At 41.2% G+C, this 17257-nt stretch carries 13 protein-coding genes; 6 read left to right on the forward strand and 7 right to left on the reverse strand.

The window, feature by feature from the left end; translation table 11 throughout:
- The first annotated feature begins 115 nt into the window (after positions 1 to 115).
- The 5 genes from H3Z82_RS06470 to H3Z82_RS06490 all read left to right on the forward strand — a co-directional run bounded on the left by H3Z82_RS06470 (position 116) and on the right by H3Z82_RS06490 (position 6688).
- Positions 116 to 1315 carry an acetyl-CoA C-acetyltransferase gene (locus tag H3Z82_RS06470; protein WP_182203871.1) on the forward strand — a complete coding sequence of 400 codons (1200 nt, stop codon included), beginning with the start codon at positions 116 to 118 and terminating at the stop codon, positions 1313 to 1315.
- A gap of 23 nt (positions 1316 to 1338) precedes the next feature.
- Positions 1339 to 3480 carry a 3-hydroxyacyl-CoA dehydrogenase NAD-binding domain-containing protein gene (locus tag H3Z82_RS06475; RefSeq protein ID WP_182203873.1) on the forward strand — a complete coding sequence of 714 codons (2142 nt, stop codon included), beginning with the start codon at positions 1339 to 1341 and terminating at the stop codon, positions 3478 to 3480.
- 507 nt (positions 3481 to 3987) lie between these two features.
- Complete coding sequence (locus H3Z82_RS06480) at positions 3988 to 5196, forward strand: acyl-CoA dehydrogenase family protein (protein WP_182203876.1); 1209 nt, start codon at positions 3988 to 3990, stop codon at positions 5194 to 5196.
- Entirely contained in the window at positions 5193 to 5630 is a 438-nt protein-coding gene (locus H3Z82_RS06485; RefSeq protein ID WP_182203878.1) for an acyl-CoA thioesterase, read from the forward strand. The genes H3Z82_RS06480 and H3Z82_RS06485 overlap by 4 nt, the downstream gene beginning before the upstream one ends.
- Positions 5630 to 6688, forward strand: a complete 1059-nt coding sequence (locus H3Z82_RS06490) for a CaiB/BaiF CoA transferase family protein (protein WP_182203880.1) — start codon at positions 5630 to 5632, stop codon at positions 6686 to 6688. The genes H3Z82_RS06485 and H3Z82_RS06490 overlap by 1 nt, the downstream gene beginning before the upstream one ends.
- A 650-nt stretch (positions 6689 to 7338) precedes the next feature.
- Here the strand turns inward: H3Z82_RS06490 and H3Z82_RS06495 are convergent.
- Both H3Z82_RS06495 and H3Z82_RS06500 read right to left on the reverse strand, forming a co-directional pair.
- Entirely contained in the window at positions 7339 to 8277 is a 939-nt protein-coding gene (locus H3Z82_RS06495) for an N-acetylmuramoyl-L-alanine amidase (protein WP_182203883.1), read from the reverse strand.
- Positions 8278 to 8465: 188 nt separating this feature from the next.
- On the reverse strand, positions 8466 to 9854 hold the full coding sequence (locus H3Z82_RS06500) for an MATE family efflux transporter (RefSeq protein WP_182203886.1): 1389 nt from the start codon (positions 9852 to 9854) through the stop codon (positions 8466 to 8468).
- A gap of 397 nt (positions 9855 to 10251) precedes the next feature.
- Between H3Z82_RS06500 and H3Z82_RS06505 the strand changes: the two genes are divergently transcribed.
- Positions 10252 to 11478 (forward strand): C40 family peptidase, encoded by a 1227-nt coding sequence (locus H3Z82_RS06505; RefSeq protein ID WP_182203888.1) that lies wholly within the window; start codon positions 10252 to 10254, stop codon positions 11476 to 11478.
- 228 nt (positions 11479 to 11706) lie between these two features.
- Here H3Z82_RS06505 and H3Z82_RS06510 read toward each other — a convergent pair whose 3' ends face one another.
- From H3Z82_RS06510 to H3Z82_RS06530, 5 genes are all read right to left on the reverse strand, one after another.
- Positions 11707 to 12945 carry a hypothetical protein gene (locus tag H3Z82_RS06510; protein WP_182203891.1) on the reverse strand — a complete coding sequence of 413 codons (1239 nt, stop codon included), beginning with the start codon at positions 12943 to 12945 and terminating at the stop codon, positions 11707 to 11709.
- Positions 12917 to 13357, reverse strand: coding sequence for a QcrA and Rieske domain-containing protein (locus H3Z82_RS06515; RefSeq protein WP_182203893.1), 441 nt, complete (start codon positions 13355 to 13357; stop codon positions 12917 to 12919). The genes H3Z82_RS06510 and H3Z82_RS06515 overlap by 29 nt, the downstream gene beginning before the upstream one ends.
- Before the next feature lie 10 nt (positions 13358 to 13367).
- Positions 13368 to 14558, reverse strand: coding sequence for a di-heme oxidoredictase family protein (locus H3Z82_RS06520; RefSeq protein WP_235982390.1), 1191 nt, complete (start codon positions 14556 to 14558; stop codon positions 13368 to 13370).
- Positions 14559 to 14817: 259 nt separating this feature from the next.
- Positions 14818 to 16023: a tyrosine--tRNA ligase gene (gene tyrS, locus H3Z82_RS06525; RefSeq protein WP_182203898.1), complete on the reverse strand. Its 1206-nt coding sequence runs from the start codon at positions 16021 to 16023 to the stop codon at positions 14818 to 14820.
- Positions 16024 to 16414: 391 nt separating this feature from the next.
- A complete protein-coding gene (locus H3Z82_RS06530; protein ID WP_182203900.1) occupies positions 16415 to 17236 on the reverse strand; it encodes an alpha/beta hydrolase in 822 nt (273 codons plus the stop codon).
- Positions 17237 to 17257 lie beyond the last annotated feature (21 nt).

The raw sequence follows: 17257 nt of genomic DNA on the forward strand, positions 1-17257 counted from the left end.
TTTAAGTCGTTTTGCTTGACAAATATAAATCTTTAGTTTAGATTTGTAACCATGTGGTCACATATTTTTTTACTTTATATGTTACCACCCAGTAACTCTTAAAATACAACATCAGATGGAGGCATATATTTATGATTCTGTAAGAACACCCCGTGGAATCGGTAAAAAAACAGGGAGCTTGTCTCAAGTAAGCCCTGTGCAATTAGTAACAACTTTGCTTTCGGCCTTAAAAGAGCGCAACCATTTAGACACGTCCTATGTTGAAGACCTCGTCCTGGGCTGTGTCACGCAGGCTGGTGAGCAAGGCGGTAATATTGCTAAAGTGGCTGCGCAGGTGGCTGACTACGGCGATCATTTAGCGGCAGTGTCTCTAAACAGGTATTGTGCTTCAGGACTGGAGGCTGTCAATCAGGCCGCAGCGCGAGTGAGATCGGGGTGGTCTGACTTAATTATTGCTGGAGGGGTTGAATCCATGTCGCGTGTACCCATGGGTATCGACGGTTCTGCGTGGGTGATGGAGCCGGATGCTGCCTTTGGTAAGTTTGTGCCACAGGGTATTTCGGCCGATTTAATCGCTACCAAATATGGGTATTCTCGAAATGATGTGGATAGGTTTGCCGTAGAATCGCAAAAACGAGCTGCAGCAGCTTGGTCTAAAAATGCATTTCATAAATCGATAGTTCCGGTTACCGATATTAACGGACTGGAAATATTGGCCAAAGACGAATATATTCGTGCCAACACTACAATAGAAGCTTTGGGTAAATTAAATCCGTCTTTCGAACAGATGGGGGCCATGTTATTTAATCAAACGGCTTTGGATACCTACCTTGAAGTTGAGCGTATAAACCATGTGCATCATGCCGGAAATTCCTCTGGACTTGTGGACGGTGCGGCACTAATGCTGATTGGTTCCAAAGAAATTGGAGAAAAATTAGGATTGACTCCAAGAGCGAAAATTAAAATGGGAAGCATCATCGGCTCGGAACCATTAATTATGTTGGAAGGTCCTACGCCAGCCACTAAAAAGGCTTTGAGCAAAGCCGGAATGACTGCTTCAGATATCGATTTGTGGGAGATCAACGAGGCATTCGCCGTAGTGCCATTGCGTCTTATGGAAAATATGAACATAGACCACTCAATTGTGAATGTCAACGGCGGAGCCATTGCTATGGGCCATCCTTTAGGGGCTACGGGCTGTATGATTTTGGGGACGGCATTGGACGAATTGGAAAAGCAAGATAAAGGCACGGCTTTGGCCACACTCTGCGTAGGTGGCGGTATGGGCATTGCTACAATAATCGAACGTATTTAATCGCTAAAAAAACAGAAACAAAAATGCAACATATAACATATACCATTGATACGGACGGCATTGCTTTTATTACTTGGGATGTCGCCAATTCTCCAGTGAATATCATGAACGAAGCCACCATTTCAGAGTTTTTCACTGCCATAGATCAAGCCATTAATGATGAGGCTGTCAAAGGAATTGTGGTCAACTCGGCCAAACGGGATTTTATAGCGGGAGGCGATTTAAAGTGGTTTTTAAATTTTGAGGCCACCAAAGAGGAGTCCTTTGAAATGCTGATGAAAACCCATCAAGCCATGCGTCAAATGGAATTATCTACAAAACCGATCGTTGCTGCTTTAAGTGGCCTTGCCTTGGGTGGCGGATTGGAAATTGCCCTCGCCTGTAACCATCGCATTATGACCGATCATCCTATAAATAAAATCGGATTGGTGGAATGTTCTGTAGGTTTATTCCCTGGAGCAGGTGGGACGCAACGTTTTTTGCGATTGTTGGGTCCAAGAAAAACCATAGAATATATCACCCAGTCCAAAAAATTGTCGGCAGAACAAGCCCTAAAGGACGGGTTGGTCCATCAGCTCGCGGCACCAACCGATGATATCAATGCCTTGGCCAAAGCATGGATACTAAAAAATCCTGAAGTGTCCCAGCCATGGGATGATAAGCGGTTTGTGGTTCCGGGAACGCCAAATGGAATCGGTCAAATGTCAGGTTTTACTGAATTTTATTCCGTATCCAATGCCATGGCTTATAAAACAACCCACGGCAATATGCCCCATATTAAAAATGTGTTGAACGCCATATATCACGGGAGTTCAACCGGCATTGATAAAGCCTTGGAGGTTGAAGCACGTTATTTTGTGGATACCTTATTCTCTAAGGAAACAAAAAATATCATTCGGGCGGCTTTTGTATTTATTGGTGATGCGTCCAAAGGAAAAGCGAAGCCAAAAGGATTTGAGCAAGCAACTTATAAGAAGGTGGGTGTTTTAGGAGCCGGAATGATGGGTGCAGGGATTGCCTATGTGTCTGCAAAAGCAGGGTTGGATGTGGTTTTAAAGGATGTTTCGTTGGAAGGTGCAGAAAAAGGAAAAGCATATTCTAACCAATTGGAGCAGAAGAAAATCGATCAAGGGAGAAGTACCGAAGAGAAATCGGCCCAGCTTTTGGATAAAATCCATCCAACGGATGCTGTGGACGATTTAAAGGACTGCGATTTAATTATCGAAGCGGTCTTTGAGAATTTAGAGCTCAAATATAAAGTGACCAAAGAAACAGAAGCCGTCATCAGTCCTGAAGTCATTTACGCCAGTAATACCTCCACCATCCCCATCACCACTCTGGCAAAAGCATCTTCTAAGCCTGATAAATTTATCGGATTGCATTTCTTTTCGCCGGTAGATAAAATGTCTTTGGTAGAGGTTATTGTAGGTAAAGAAACCTCAGATGAAACTTTGGCGGCAGCTATAGACTACGTTACAAAAATCAGAAAAGTACCTATCGTGGTAAATGATGGTCGCGGATTTTTCACCTCTCGCGTTTTTGGGAAATTTGTAAATGAAGGCATCGCCATGTTAACGGAAGGTATTCCGCCAGCAGTTATAGAAAATGTAGCCAAGAAGATCGGCATGCCGGTGGGCCCTTTAGCCATATCTGATGAGGTCAATTTGAAACTCATGTTAGACATTATGAGTGAAGATCCTACTTTGACGGATTTTGAAAAAGAACTGGAAAAAACAATTTCGACGATAGTCCATACTCACAAAAGACCAGGTAAAAAGGAAGGCAAAGGATTTTATGACTATCCAAAAGAGGGCAAAAAACACCTTTGGAAGGAATGGTCCACTATTTACCCACAACAAACAAAATATAATGAAGAGGAAATAGGAAAACGCCTATTGTTCTCAATGGTTATTGATTCGTACCGATGTTTGGACAGTGGTGTTTTAACAGAACCAAGAGATGCGGATATCGGTTCTATCTTGGGACTTGGTTTTCCAATTTATACGGGAGGAGTGATGTCTTATATTGATTATATTGGTGGACAGCAATTTAAAGACTATGCCGCTGGTTTGGCTGAAAAGTATGGCGAGCGATTTCAATTGCCTGAATCCCTTATAGAGCGGATTGAAAAAGCAGGAAACAATCGCGTGTTCTATAAAAACTAATATTAGTGCCGTAAAAAAAGTTTTCATATCCGCTCTTAGACATTAGAATTATAAACTGAAAATACAATACCGATTTTTTGTTTGCCCCGCCCTAAAGGGAGCAAAAAATCTCAAATGATTAATTAATCGGAGAATAAGCCACCCTTTAGGGCCGATAACTATCGGGAGGGGCAATGATTATTCGGATTTTAAATGAGCAACCTCAATTTTTTGGGATTAATTGCGGATATGCAAAAAAAGTTAAGAAAGCCTTTTAAAGTAATTGATATACTGGGTTTTCAAGTGGAAATCTTACTATTTTGAAGTTTTTTACAGCAGTGTATTCGGGCAACTTTAATTTGAATTGAGGTGTTTGTTAGATTGTTATAATCATCCCGAAAGGTTTCGGGATTGTTCCCTGTCTGTTCGGCAGACAGGTATAAGCGAAGCGCCTGCTTGCCGTTAGGCAGGTCTTGATTCCTGAATTTACAACAATTAAAACCAAAATAATCACTAAAAAAAGTAGCCATGTTACAAAACGTATTATTAGAACGAAAAATATATGCCTCTGAAGAACACAAAATGATGCAGGGCATGATCCAGGATTTTATTAATAATGAAATCTTGCCCCAAGTGGAAACCTGGGAAAAGGAGGGCATGGTGAGTCGCGAGATCTGGAAAAGGGCAGGCGACTTAGGTTTGCTGTGTATTGATATGCCAGAAGACTATGGCGGCGCAGGACTTGATTTTAGTTTTAGTGCCTTATTTATGGAAGAGTTGACAAAAAAGAGCATCACTGGACCTGGTTTCTCATTGCATTCGGATATTGTAGCGCCATACCTTCTCAAATATGGAACAGAGGCACAAAAAAAGAAGTATTTGCCACCAATGGCCACAGGCGAAATGATTACCGCTATTGGCATGACTGAGCCTAATTGTGGTTCCGATTTACAAGCCCTACGAACCAAAGCTGTGGACAAGGGCGATCATTATCTCGTAAGCGGACAAAAAACCTTCATCACTAATGGGTACTTATCGGACATGTCCATTATCGCTGTAAAAACTAAACCTGGAACCCCAGAAGAAGGCGTTTCCTTACTAATTATGGAAAGCCAATGGGAAGGTTTCGAAAAGGGAGTGCCTTTCAAAAAAATAGGAATGAAGGCTCAAGATACCTGCGAGTTGTTTTTTGATAATGTAAAAGTGCCCAAAGAAAACTTATTGGGTGAAGAGGGCCAGGGCTTTAAAATTATGATGACCGAATTGGCCCGTGAGCGACTTTCAGTAGCCTTGGCAGCTATTGGTGGTGCTGAAGGCGCCATTGAAGATACCATTGCTTACACCTCTACCAGAACCGCTTTTAAACAACCTATTGCCGGTTTTCAAAATACGCAATTCAAGCTTGCTGAAGCGGCGGCGCAATTGCAAATTCACCAAACTTTTGTCGATCGCTGTACGGAAGAGTTATCACAGCATAAACTCTCTGCAGAAAGTGCGTCTATGGCGAAGTTTTCGGCAACTGATATGCACAGTAAAGTAGTGGACGAATGCTTACAGCTGTTTGGTGGTTACGGCTATATGTGGGAATATCCTATCGCCAGAATGTATGCCGATAATCGCGTGGCTCGTATCTATGCGGGTACCAACGAAATCATGAAATTGGTGGTGGCCAGAGGCTTGTTTAAAGAGCTCTTTGCAGAAATGAAGGCCATGCGAAAGCAACAAAAGAAACAATGAAACAAGAACTTAGCATTACAGATTTTAAAGTGCGAACAACGATAGTTGTGCAGTGGGGCGAAATGGATGCCTTCCAACATGTTAATAATGTCAATTATGTGCGGTGGGGAGAAACTGCTCGCATCGATTATTTTAAGGCCATGGGTTTTATTATAAATCAGAATCCTAAAAAGATGCTCTATGCTCCGATTTTAGGATTTCAGTCGGTAAAGTATATTTCTCCTGTACTTTATCCAGACACTATTATTATTGGTACCAGAACTGAAGAGATTAAATCCGATCGCTTTGTGTTGAATTCTTATTTTTTCAGTACCCAACAAAAACGTTTGGTTGCCCTAAAGACTCATGAGGTGGTCATTGTCGATTATAACAAGCAACAAAAAATCGCACTTCCCAAAGCGGTTATAGAGGATATAAACCAATTAGAAAATTAATGCAAGAAACAAAACCATTGCAAGGTGTAACAGTTATCGATTTCACCCGATTGTTGCCAGGCCCTTTGGGCACTCATTTATTAAGTCAATTGGGCGCAAAAGTGATGAAGATTGAAAGTCCAAAACGCTTGGACTATACCCGTTTTTACGAGCCTAAACTGGACGATAGTTCTTTTATGTTTTACACGATGAACCATTCAAAAGAGATTTTAAATATCGATTATGAAACTAAGGAAGGTTATAAAAACGTATGCGGTTTAATAGCTACTGCTGATGTGTTGATTGAGCAGTTCAGACCGAGGGCCATGGCCAGTTTTAATTTGGATTTTGAGACGGTAAAAAAGATTAATCCCAACATCGTTTATGTGTCTATCACAGGCTATGGGCAAAGTGGCGAATTACACACCAAAGCTGGACATGATATTAATTATTTGGCCACAGCGGGTTTATTGGACTTAAATAGAGATGAAAAAGGGAAACCCGTTATTCCTGGATTTCAAATCGCCGATATTGCGGGTGGATCTTATATGTTGCTTTCGGCTTGTACATCTGGATTGTTGGCTCAGAAACTACAGAATAAACCACAATATATAGATCTGAGTTTGCTCGATGCCACCATGCCCTTAAATGCCATTGCACATAGTATGGCTGAGGGCGGCGCTCCGTATAAACAAACCCCCATTTTAAGTGGCATGCTCGTCAACTATAATGTGTACGAATGTTCCGATGGAAAATGGATGGCCTTGGGTGCTTTGGAAATGAAGTTTTGGAATGCCTTCTGTGATATGGTGGACAAACCAGAATGGAAAAGAACATCAGAATTGGAGTTGATCAACGGTGTTTTTCCCAAGAAAGAATTGGACGTACTTTTTAAAACGAAAACAAGAGACGAGTGGGCCCGTTTAAGCGCTATCCACGATATATGCTTGTCGCCAATTCTCGAAATAGAGGAAGTAACCAAGAACACACATCTAACGGAACGGAATGTATTTAATGATAGCACGATAAAGAATCGCACGATAAAAACCTATGCGGCTCCTTTTAAAACGTATAGTTAATTTCGGGTTGACCACAATTGTCAGGTTGAGCGTAATTGTCAGGTTGAGCGCAGTCGAAACCGCTTTTAATTAACTACTGTCAAATTGATCTCTACTGTTAGGTCAAGCGCAAATGTCAGATTGAGCGCAATTATCAAGTTAGTGCAAATGTCAGGTTGATCATAATTGTCAGGTTGAGCGCAGTCGAAACCGATTATAACTAAATAATATCGAGCTGAGCATAAATATCAGGATGATCACGAATGTCAGGTTGAGCGCAGTCGAAACCACTGTTAATAAAACATTGTTAGTTCAAGCGCAAATGTCAGTTTGAGCGCAATTATAAAGTCAGAGCAAATATCAGATTGAGCGTAATCGTCAGGTTGAGTCGAAGTACATTTTATGAAAACAGGAAATGGCAGACATAGAAAAAATCCCAGAGGGATGACATCTTTGTAAAGCGTATGACTTATAACAAACAAGCCCCACGGGGGCGACATCAAAAAAGGTAGCAATATTAAACGTTTTAAGTGTTCTAAAACTTTTTCAAATCCTCCAATACTATACTTTTTGTTCTACCATCCAGAGGTATTGCAATGAAGAAAATTCTATACTAAAATTAAACTATTACCCTTTTAATGGCTGAAAAAGCCTTCTTTAGATTCCGTCCTTTACAAATATTTCTTATAAAGATTATTGAGCACCCTTAAATCGTGATCAGTTAAATTGGTATCCACTTCCGTTTGTATAAAATGAAGTTTGAACGCTTTGATGGCGGCAGGCAGATCGGTCACATCGTAACCAATAATCTTAAGCGCAATGGCGGGACTCACATCCAATAATTCAGGGTTTTGACTTACCGAATCAGAAGTTGGCACCGAATCGTTGCTAACACTACTGAATTCAGATGGTTCTATTCCAACGGCAGTACTGCTGCCTTCCAAGGGTTTGCCAATAATATCAATGGGTTCATCATACCACAAGCCAAAACCTTTTAGGGCGAGCAATTTCCATGGAAACGTTCTATTCGGATCATTTTTCCGAGTGGGAGCAATATCCGAATGGCCAATAAAATTGGCGGCTGGGATTTTATATTTGGTTTTGAGATCCTCCAATAAGTTGAGGAGGCTGGCAATCTGCAGCGGTGAAAATTCCTCAAAGCCGTTATTGTCCAATTCAATGCCTATCGATGCGGAGTTGATGTCGGTATTGGAGCCCCATTGTCCGCTACCCCCGTGCCAGGCGCGATAAAGATCGTTGAGCATCTGATAGATCTCGCCATTTCTTCCAATCACATAATGCGAGCTGACTTGCGTCCGTGGCAAGGTAAATGTTTTGAGGGTCTGATCCACCGAATTTTGTGCGGTATGATGGATGACCACCAAATTAGGTCTTCGTAAACTGAAATTTGTAGTGCCCACCCAATCCTCGGCGTAGTTAAATTTGGCCGTAGTTCCAGGGGGTGGTGGAGGTAGGACTTTTAATTCCTTTGTAAGCGTTTTGATTTGTTTTTTATGTACTCTGTTTGTGGGGGCATAAGGATTACCTGCACATGAAACAATTACAGAAATAATGGCAAATGATAAGATGATGGCGTTTATTCTTTTCATTGGAAATGGTGTCTTCAGAGATTATAATTTCAAAATTAATGATAAATGCTGTCATCCGGTTGGTGTGGACAAACTTACTTCTATTTAAATTTTAAAATCTACTCATCTCCACTACAGGTGGTTTTTTTGCATGCCATTATTGGTGTTTCCAACACTAATGTTGTAACAAATGACAGATTCATGATACTTTACTCATACCCCGTCAAAAAACTCCGATCCCTAAATACCCGTTTTTTCCAATACCCAGTTTTGAAATAAATAAAGGCTACCGTACCCGCGATGAGGTTAGAAATCGGAAACGCCCACCAAATGCCCACAGGACCCATTTCTAAAGTATAGGAAAGAATGTAGGCCAAAGGAAATCGTACAACCCAAAGGCCTAATATGGAAATAAACATAGAGGCTTTGGTAAATCCCGCGCCATTAAAGGTGCCGTTCATTACCTGTTGCAGCCCCATGAATCCAAAACTTATGGACATAACCTTAATGAACAGGGCTCCGTCGTGGATGACTTTCGGATCATCAGGAATAAAGAATGTTGTTAATGGTACGGCCACCAAAAACATGATAAACCCTAAGCCTGTAAATCCAAAAAAGGCGATTTTGGCACTCAGATTGGCCACTTTTTCAGCTCTTTTAATTTTCAGTGCGCCAATGTTCTGACCCACTAAAGAGGTGGTGGCAATCCCCAGACCCAAGGCGGGTACCACAATAAAGCTCAGCATGCGCGCACCAATTCCATAGGCCGCTACAATATCACTTCCAAAACTGGTCACGATCACCATCATAAACGTCATCCCCAGAGCCCGGGTAGATTGTTCGATACTTGCGGGAAAACCAATGGTAAAAGTTCTTCTCAGATTTTCCATATTGAAATACATGGAGGCTAAAGAAATTTTAATACCGTGTTTCCCTCTAAACATAATGATCAATCCGATAGCCGCCGCAATAGCTTGGGTAACGACGCTTGATACCGCTGCGCCCGCTACGCCATAGCCTGGGATGGGCCCATAGCCATAAATAAACAACGGATCCAGCCCCGCATTAAGGATTACCGTGAAAAGTACGATATACACGGGAAGCATCACATTGCCGATACCGCGCATAAGCGACTGGAATATAAAAAAGAGGAATAGAAAAACGAAGCCCAGGGCAGAGACTTTAAAGTAGGTGACCGAATCGTCAATGATGTCCGGTCCAGCCCCAATAACTTTCATTAACGGTCCAGAAGCAAAATAACTTAAGACCGCCAGCAAAATAGAAGTTAATAAAATCAGAAAGACGCTCTGTGACGAACTGAAGTCGACCGCCTTTTGATTGTTGGCACCTTTATACCGTGCCACCAGAACGGTACCCGCTAAGGTAAGTCCGGAGCCAATGGAAAGCACAAGAAATAACAAGGGGAAGCTAAGACTCACGGCAGCAACAGCATCAGCCCCTAATCTTCCCAACCAAAACGTATCAATTAGTTGATAAGCGGACTGAAGAATGTTGGCAAAAATAATGGGCAGTGCCAAACTCAATAGTGAGCTAAATATATTTCCTTCTGTAAACTTATTTCTAGTTGTGGAACTCATTCTTGCAAAACTATAACAACCTTTTTGATGTGATGCCTAAATTATTCTTAATACTTATAATATGTTGGCCTAATCCGCAATATGTATAACTGAAATAGGGAATTAAGATGATTTATTCAACGCTTTTAAATTGGCAAATTATCGTTTTTAAAATAATTATCTTTGTGGGTTGGTGCAATTTCAAGCTTTTAAAGTGAAGTGTATAAGTTCTGATCATTGAGCCAATTCTGTTATTTGGCAAGAGACATAGACTCATACCCGGGATATTGTCCTGTGGAAATTTGCCAAAAAGGTTTATATTGCCCAAAAGTTAAAAAGAGCTGTGTTTCCGAATGAATTTAATTATGAAATAGGGCTCGAACATATAATAATTAAACACAAATTAAATTGTTGTAAAATGAATCTGTTAAAAAGAATCCACCTATTTAGCCTATTAGGAGTTTTTATATTGGCGTCCTGTAATGAGAGTATAAATAAAAAGGAAGCTGATATAGCTGAGACTTATATTGCCGATGTTAAAAAGGAGTTTGCTCCAGATAAACGAGTGGCTCTATTTGATGTACATGCTGAAAAGTTAAAGGGTAATTATATATTAAAAGGTGAATCAAATTTACCAGATGCGGTAAGCGCGTTAAAAGAGAAATTAGATGCGGAGTCTATTTCCTACACCGATAGCGTTCAGGTGCTTCCCGCAAAGGGGAGTAAAAAGGCTCGCGGTCTCGTAAAAATATCTGTAGCCAACTTAAGAGGAAAGGGAACCCATTCGGCTGAATTGGTAACTCAAGCCATGTTGGGCACTCCTTTGACCATTCTTAAGCATACGCCGGGATGGAGCTTGATCCAAACGCCTGAAGGTTATATTTCTTGGGTTGATAATGGCGGAATTGTGAGTTTGACCGATGAGGAATTTGCCGATTGGAAAGCTGCTGACAAATTGATATATCTCAACACGTATGGCGCATCTTACGTAAATCCGGACACAAATAGTCAAGTGGTTTCAGACTTGGTGGCAGGCAATATTATAGAAGTACTGGGCGAAAAAAATGGATTTTATGAGATTAAATATCCTGATGGTAAAAAAGCATTTATTGAAAAAGACAAGGCCAAGCCGTATTTGGAATGGGTGGCGTCAGTAGATCAGTCTCAGGAAGATTTGGTAGCTTCTGCTAAAAAGATGATGGGCTCGCCGTATTTGTGGGGTGGCACTTCTCCTAAGGGAATGGATTGTAGCGGATTTACAAAAACAGTTTTCTTTTTAAACGGTTTGATCATTCCAAGAGACGCCTCGCAACAGATCCATACAGGTGAGATGGTGGATTCTACCAAAAACTTTGAAAACTTGGAACCTGGTGATTTGCTGTTTTTTGGAAGGAAAGCGACTGATACCTCAAGGGAAAGAGTGGTGCACGTAGGGATGTGGATTGGCGACAACAAATTTATTCATGCCATGGGCGACGTCCATATCAGTAATATGGACCCTGAAGCTGACGATTTTGACAAATACAACTACGATAGATATTTGCGTACCAAACGAATTATCAATCAGAAGGACGAAGGCTTGTTGTACTTAGCAAATTCTGATCTTTTTATGGCTAAAAATGAGGCGAAACCCATTAAAGATTAACTGCGGATAAGACTGTTTCTAATTTTAAAATGGATAAACATCCTTGAAAAACAATAATAAGAATCAATAAAAATGCTCCGATATGGAGCATTTTTTTGATCTTATTTATGTGTTGGAAAATGGCAATTGTATAGATGGGAAATTTGGTTCGCTGATTCGCTGTATACAAACCAACCCATCTCGCAGTATTTATTTTTATTCAACGTTCTATCGGCTACTCGCTGTCGTCTAAAAATAACTACTAAACCCCATATACCAAGTTGCTGCTCTTTCGGTAGGGTTGTTAAGGATATCTTTGTTCCATTCGTAACGGTAGTTGATGCGGAACACTGTTTTTGGAGTAGGTCGAAAGCTGATCCCTGGGGTAACTGCAAGGAGTTGATCGCCAATTCTTGTGTTGGTTTCCTTAAATCGACCAACATTCCAATCGACATAATCAAATCGCGCAGCAACATTAAAGGTGGCATCCTCCCATTCAAAAATTTTGCTTTTGTAAACCGGTTGGACAATATCCATAAACACGCCACGCTGTTTATTTCCGTATTGTTGGGTATAGGTGTCTGGGGTTTCCGCCCAAATCCAAGCAGCTTCTCCCACGATATAAGTTCCAGTAGCCTTGATGGTCGTGTTCCAATCTATAGCAAAAACATCTACTTTTGCTTGGTCTTCTACGTCTTCGCCATCATCTTGAAACTTATTATAGGTGCCTCCCATATAAGAGACCCCAATTTCTCCTATCTTTCTATTTTTTACCGCCAATTTTCCAGAAAACATGGCTTTTCCGCTTAAGTTGTCCTCAAATAAATTGTCGCCATCCTTATGTGCGGGTAGATAGGTTTTATCCTGCTCATTGGAAATGATTCTGCTACTAAAGCCATTGGTCAAATAAGCCTCATAGCCGAAAATCCAATTGCCCGAATAGGTTTTTCCGTACATTCCAAACCCAGCGTTAGATAGGGTAGCGGCCAACATATTGACCGCAACATCAGGGCGTTCTACGAATTCCCACTTCGGACCGTCATGGTTCTCATTAAAAGCACCAATGGGATTCATGACAATTCCACCTCGAAAGTTGAACAACGGATGAAAGGCCACATCCAAAGCGGCAAATTCAATAGCGACCTCTTTCCCGCCGTCTTCAAATTCTATTTCGGTCAAGAACTTGATACGCTCCGATATGGAAGCAGCCATAAATATGGTCAATCGCCGGGCTTGAAAAGACAAGCCATCCGTGATGCCCTCCTCGGTTCTGTGCATGGTATTGGCTTCCAAATAGCCACCCACGGTTACGGGAACTTTATCAAAGCTCAAAGTGGGTCTACTAAAAACCGCGTCCATGTTTAATTCTTGTTCGTTGTTTTCTTCACCCTTTTCGGGGTCTTCTTCCTGGGCATGTGCCGAACCGAAGCAGCATATTGCTATAATTAATAAATTGATTTTAAGAAAGTTCAATGTAGATATTTTCATTTTGAATGCTTGTTTTGTATGTTTTTAAATCTTGATCGGCTGGCCCTTCCAAAACGCCACCTTTGGTATCAAATTCACTGCCATGGCACGGACAGCTGTAAATACCGCCACCCACATTAAGCTCACAACCGCGATGCGTACACTTCATTAGTGCCGCCGTATATTCATTGTTTCCAGTTTTATAAAGACAAATGGGAAAGTCCTCCCTAGAGGTCTTGACCAACACAAAAGTCCTATAGGTTGTGGTGTTTTTTTTGACTATCTCAAACTCCGAAAGTGGCACAATAAGGCTATTGTTTTTGATGCTGCTCGTGGCATAATAAATGCTCTCGCAAGAGGTCAGGAGGGCGGAGGCAAAGGGAAGACCTATCAAGCCCATCCCGCAGGTTTTTAAGAATTTTTTCCGATCCATAAGTGTGGTTTTATAAGGATTCGATGAATTTTAAGACTTGATCTTTTTCAGTTTGGCTCAGGCCCAGGTACAAGTTTTTTGAATTTTCAGCTTCGCCACCGTGATACAAAATGGCTTCTTCAATGCTTCTGGCCCTTCCATCGTGGAGCAAGAAGTACTGTCCGCCTTGCGAATCCTTCGCCAAACCGATGCCCCATAATGCCGGTGTTTTCCATTCGTAAGAATGTGCGTAACCTTCGGTATAGCCATCATCGAGATCTGGTCCCATATCATGTAACAACAAATCAGTGTAGGGATGAAACTCTTTATAGGAAATGGCTACAATAGGCGAATATCCTGTAGTTAAGGTCGGTTTGTGACAAGCGGCACATTGTAGATCACCAAACAAAGCTTTCCCAGCCATGACATCTGGATCGTCTTGGTCTCTTGGGATGGGCGCTTTTAGAGTTTTTAAATAAAACACTACGTCGCTAATGGTCTGTCGGTCTATTTCCGATGGCATTTTGTCGCCACTATACGTTTCATAAGGTTCAAAGTAGGAGGTAATACCAATGTCTTGATTATAGGCATCGGCCGTTTGATGCAGGAGATCATACATATTTCCTTTTTTTCCAAAACGTGTAATGTACTTTCCATCAACACTAATGGTTTCCGGGCGGTCCTTGACATAGTCGGGTCTGGTGTTCCAGTGTACCCGACCACTGATGCCGTCACCATCCAAATCGTCTGGGTCGGACATATCGATAAGGTCCTGATCAGTTACCGCGTCCAAGAACCCCAAGCCCGTAACAATAGGCGCAATCAAATCGGTATGCGGGGCACCTGGTGGCAAGGTTTCTGGCTCATAACCTGGAATGGCTCGGTTTTGTAACTGGGGGCCGCCTTGCTTCAAATACTCATTAACCCCAGGGAAGGATTGTCCAAACCTTGTGAATTTCACAAAAGGATGGCCTTTTCCGTCACCAGCGTGACAGCTCACACAACTCGTTCCGGTAAAAATTGGGCCCAACCCGGTTTCTACGGTAAATATCTGATCGTTAAAAGCCACATCGCCCTTGATAAAACGTTGGGCTTCTGCCATGGTCAAATCTTCAACAGGACCATCGAGCAGTTCATACTCTTCGGGTTCTTGTGGAGCTAAAACCTCACAAGAAAAAAATAATGGAAGTAATAATAAACTTCCAAATAGATAACTTTTCATTCTCATAATTTATAATTTTAGACAAAGCTAAACAATATTAATAATGAAGCAAATATATTTTTAGGTTAATCTAAATATTGTGGTTTTGTTTCACTAAAACGACCTTCGGAACTTGGAATATGGAAGTACTGCACTTAATAATCAGTCATAATCTGCACACGCTTAAATTTTAACTTCCGACAAGGCAGGTAAATGCAGACCTCATTGTTAAAGCACAATTCCATATTCCCTTTCCCTAACACCTAATGCCTTTCCCGTTTCACCTCAATTCATAAAACCCACGTTTCCCAATTTTGATCCGTAGTTCCGGTTTCAGCGGAATAGTTTGGAACGGGTCGGTCATCTTTTCGGTATCGATTTGAATGGCACCGCTTTCAATGAGTCGTCTTAGTGCAGACTTGCTCAAATCATCTTTGAGGTGGCTGCATAAATCAATCAAACTAAGACTACCATTTTTAGAAGTCATGGTTGATATGGCAACAGGTTCGAATACTTTCTCCGCAAAGGTTTTGTTTTGAAATTGATTGGTAAAAAAGTCTTCGGCGTTTTGGGCTTCTTCAGCATTGTGATATTGGGTAATGATGTTTTTAGCGATGATCTTTTTGATGTTCATAGGGTTTTCTCCAGCGGCCAATCGCTCTTTAAAGGCTTGCTTTTCTTCGACAGAAAAGTCGGTGGTCAATTCTAAAAACTCTGTAATTAACGTATCAGGCATAGACATTGTTTTACCAAACATCTCATTTGGGGCGTCGGTCAAACCAATGGTATTGTGCAAGGATTTGCTCATTTTTTCCTTCCCGTCCAATCCTCTCAATAGCGGCATACACATAACCGTTTGTGCTGGCATACCGTAAGTTTGTTGCAATTGACGGCCCATGGTGCAATTAAAAAGCTGGTCGGTGCCACCCATTTCAATGTCGCAGTTGATTTTAACGGAATCGTAGCCTTGCAAGATGGGGTACACCAACTCGTGCATGGCTATAGGTGTGTTTTCGGTATAACGTTGATTGAAATCCTTACGGTGCATCAATTGGGCCACGGTTACTTTAGATAAAATCTGAATAATCTCAGAAAATGAGAGTTGGTCCAGCCAATCGGAGTTGAAAACAATCTCACTTTTTTCAACATCAATAATCTTGGATAGCTGTGCAATATAGGTTTGAGCATTCTGCACAACTTCTTCATTGCTCAATGGTTGTCGACTTTTATTTTTCCCCGTCGGATCGCCAATTCTTGCGGTAAAATCGCCCACCAAAATAACGATTTGATGCCCTAAATCTTGAAATTCCTTCAATTTTTTGAGCACAACTGCATGACCCAAATGTAAATCGGGGGCCGTGGGGTCAAATCCAAGTTTGATGATGAGCTGTTTACCATCTTTTTTGGCCTGTTCCAACTTTTGGTCTAATCCACCTTCTGGTAGGATGATCTCTACGTTTTCTTTTAATCTAATTGCTGTTTTCATATCATTTTGAAATAAAAAAAGCCCGAGCAAAATGCTCGGGCCTTAGGTATGTTACTATATATGGTTTGTTTTAAATCACGTTCACGTATGCATATAACCTATCCGAGCAAATATTAGAAGTATAATAAGTGCTGAAATACGGAAGGCGCAATATGTGGTTCAAAATTTTCATTTCGAGGGCAAAGGTAGGTAAACTTATAGCATGTACAAGTTGTTTTAACATAAGATCGTTTATTTTAACGGATTATACCAGTTCAAAAGCTTGCCCTAAGATATTTCAAATAAATTAACATTGAATAAGCCAAGGTCTAATTAGTAGTAATATGAGCGGGTCGTTATCAAATCCTTAACCCTATTATCTCCATTTTTATATATAGCATCAACCCAAAAACTATCGGTCTGACCTCTTAAAATGTTTATCAAAAAACAGTAACTGATAGGCTATTGCATTTTTCCAATAGGCCCAATTGTGTTGTCCAGGACGTTCAATATAGTCGTGTGGAATATTTCTTTCCAGCAGCTTTTCGTGCAATCGTTTATTGACTTCATAAAAGAAATCGTCAATACCACAATCGATTATAAGTTTCAGACGGTCCGCTTGCAGTTTATAAACCAGATTGATTACGGTGTGTTCTTCCCAATTGTTTTTATGCTCAGCGTAAGTTCCTAAGCGTTTAGGCAAATCCCAGTTGTTAGGAAACGGTCGAATATCAACCCCACCGCTCATACTTCCTGCAGCACCCCAAATATCTTGATGTTTAAAGGCAAGGTACAACGCACCGTGGCCACCCATACTCAATCCAGTGATGGCGCGCCCAGATTTATCTGCTAAAGTATTATAGATGCTATCTATACTCGAGATAAGCTCTTCCGCCATATAGGTTTCATACCTCATTTGATCATCCACGGGACTGTCAAAATACCAACTTGTTTCGCCACCATCAGGACAAACAATAATCAGATTATAGGCATCCACATACGCTTTGAGCCTTGGCACCTTAGCAAGCCAATTGGTATGGTTGCCGCCAGCACCATGAAGTAAGTATAAAACAGGGAAGTTTAGCTTGGTGTCGGCATATTGATCTGGTAGAATGACCAAATTCGGAATGGATTTATTCATAGACGCACTCCAAACCGTAACCGTATCGACTTTGGCGGCATGGACAGTGAGGCTATAACAAGCTAACAGGAGGATCAATAATTTTTGTTTCATGGTAATTGGATATGATGTCTT

The organism is Gelidibacter maritimus, from assembly GCF_014062315.1.
Classification (GTDB): Bacteria; Bacteroidota; Bacteroidia; order Flavobacteriales; family Flavobacteriaceae; genus Gelidibacter; species Gelidibacter maritimus.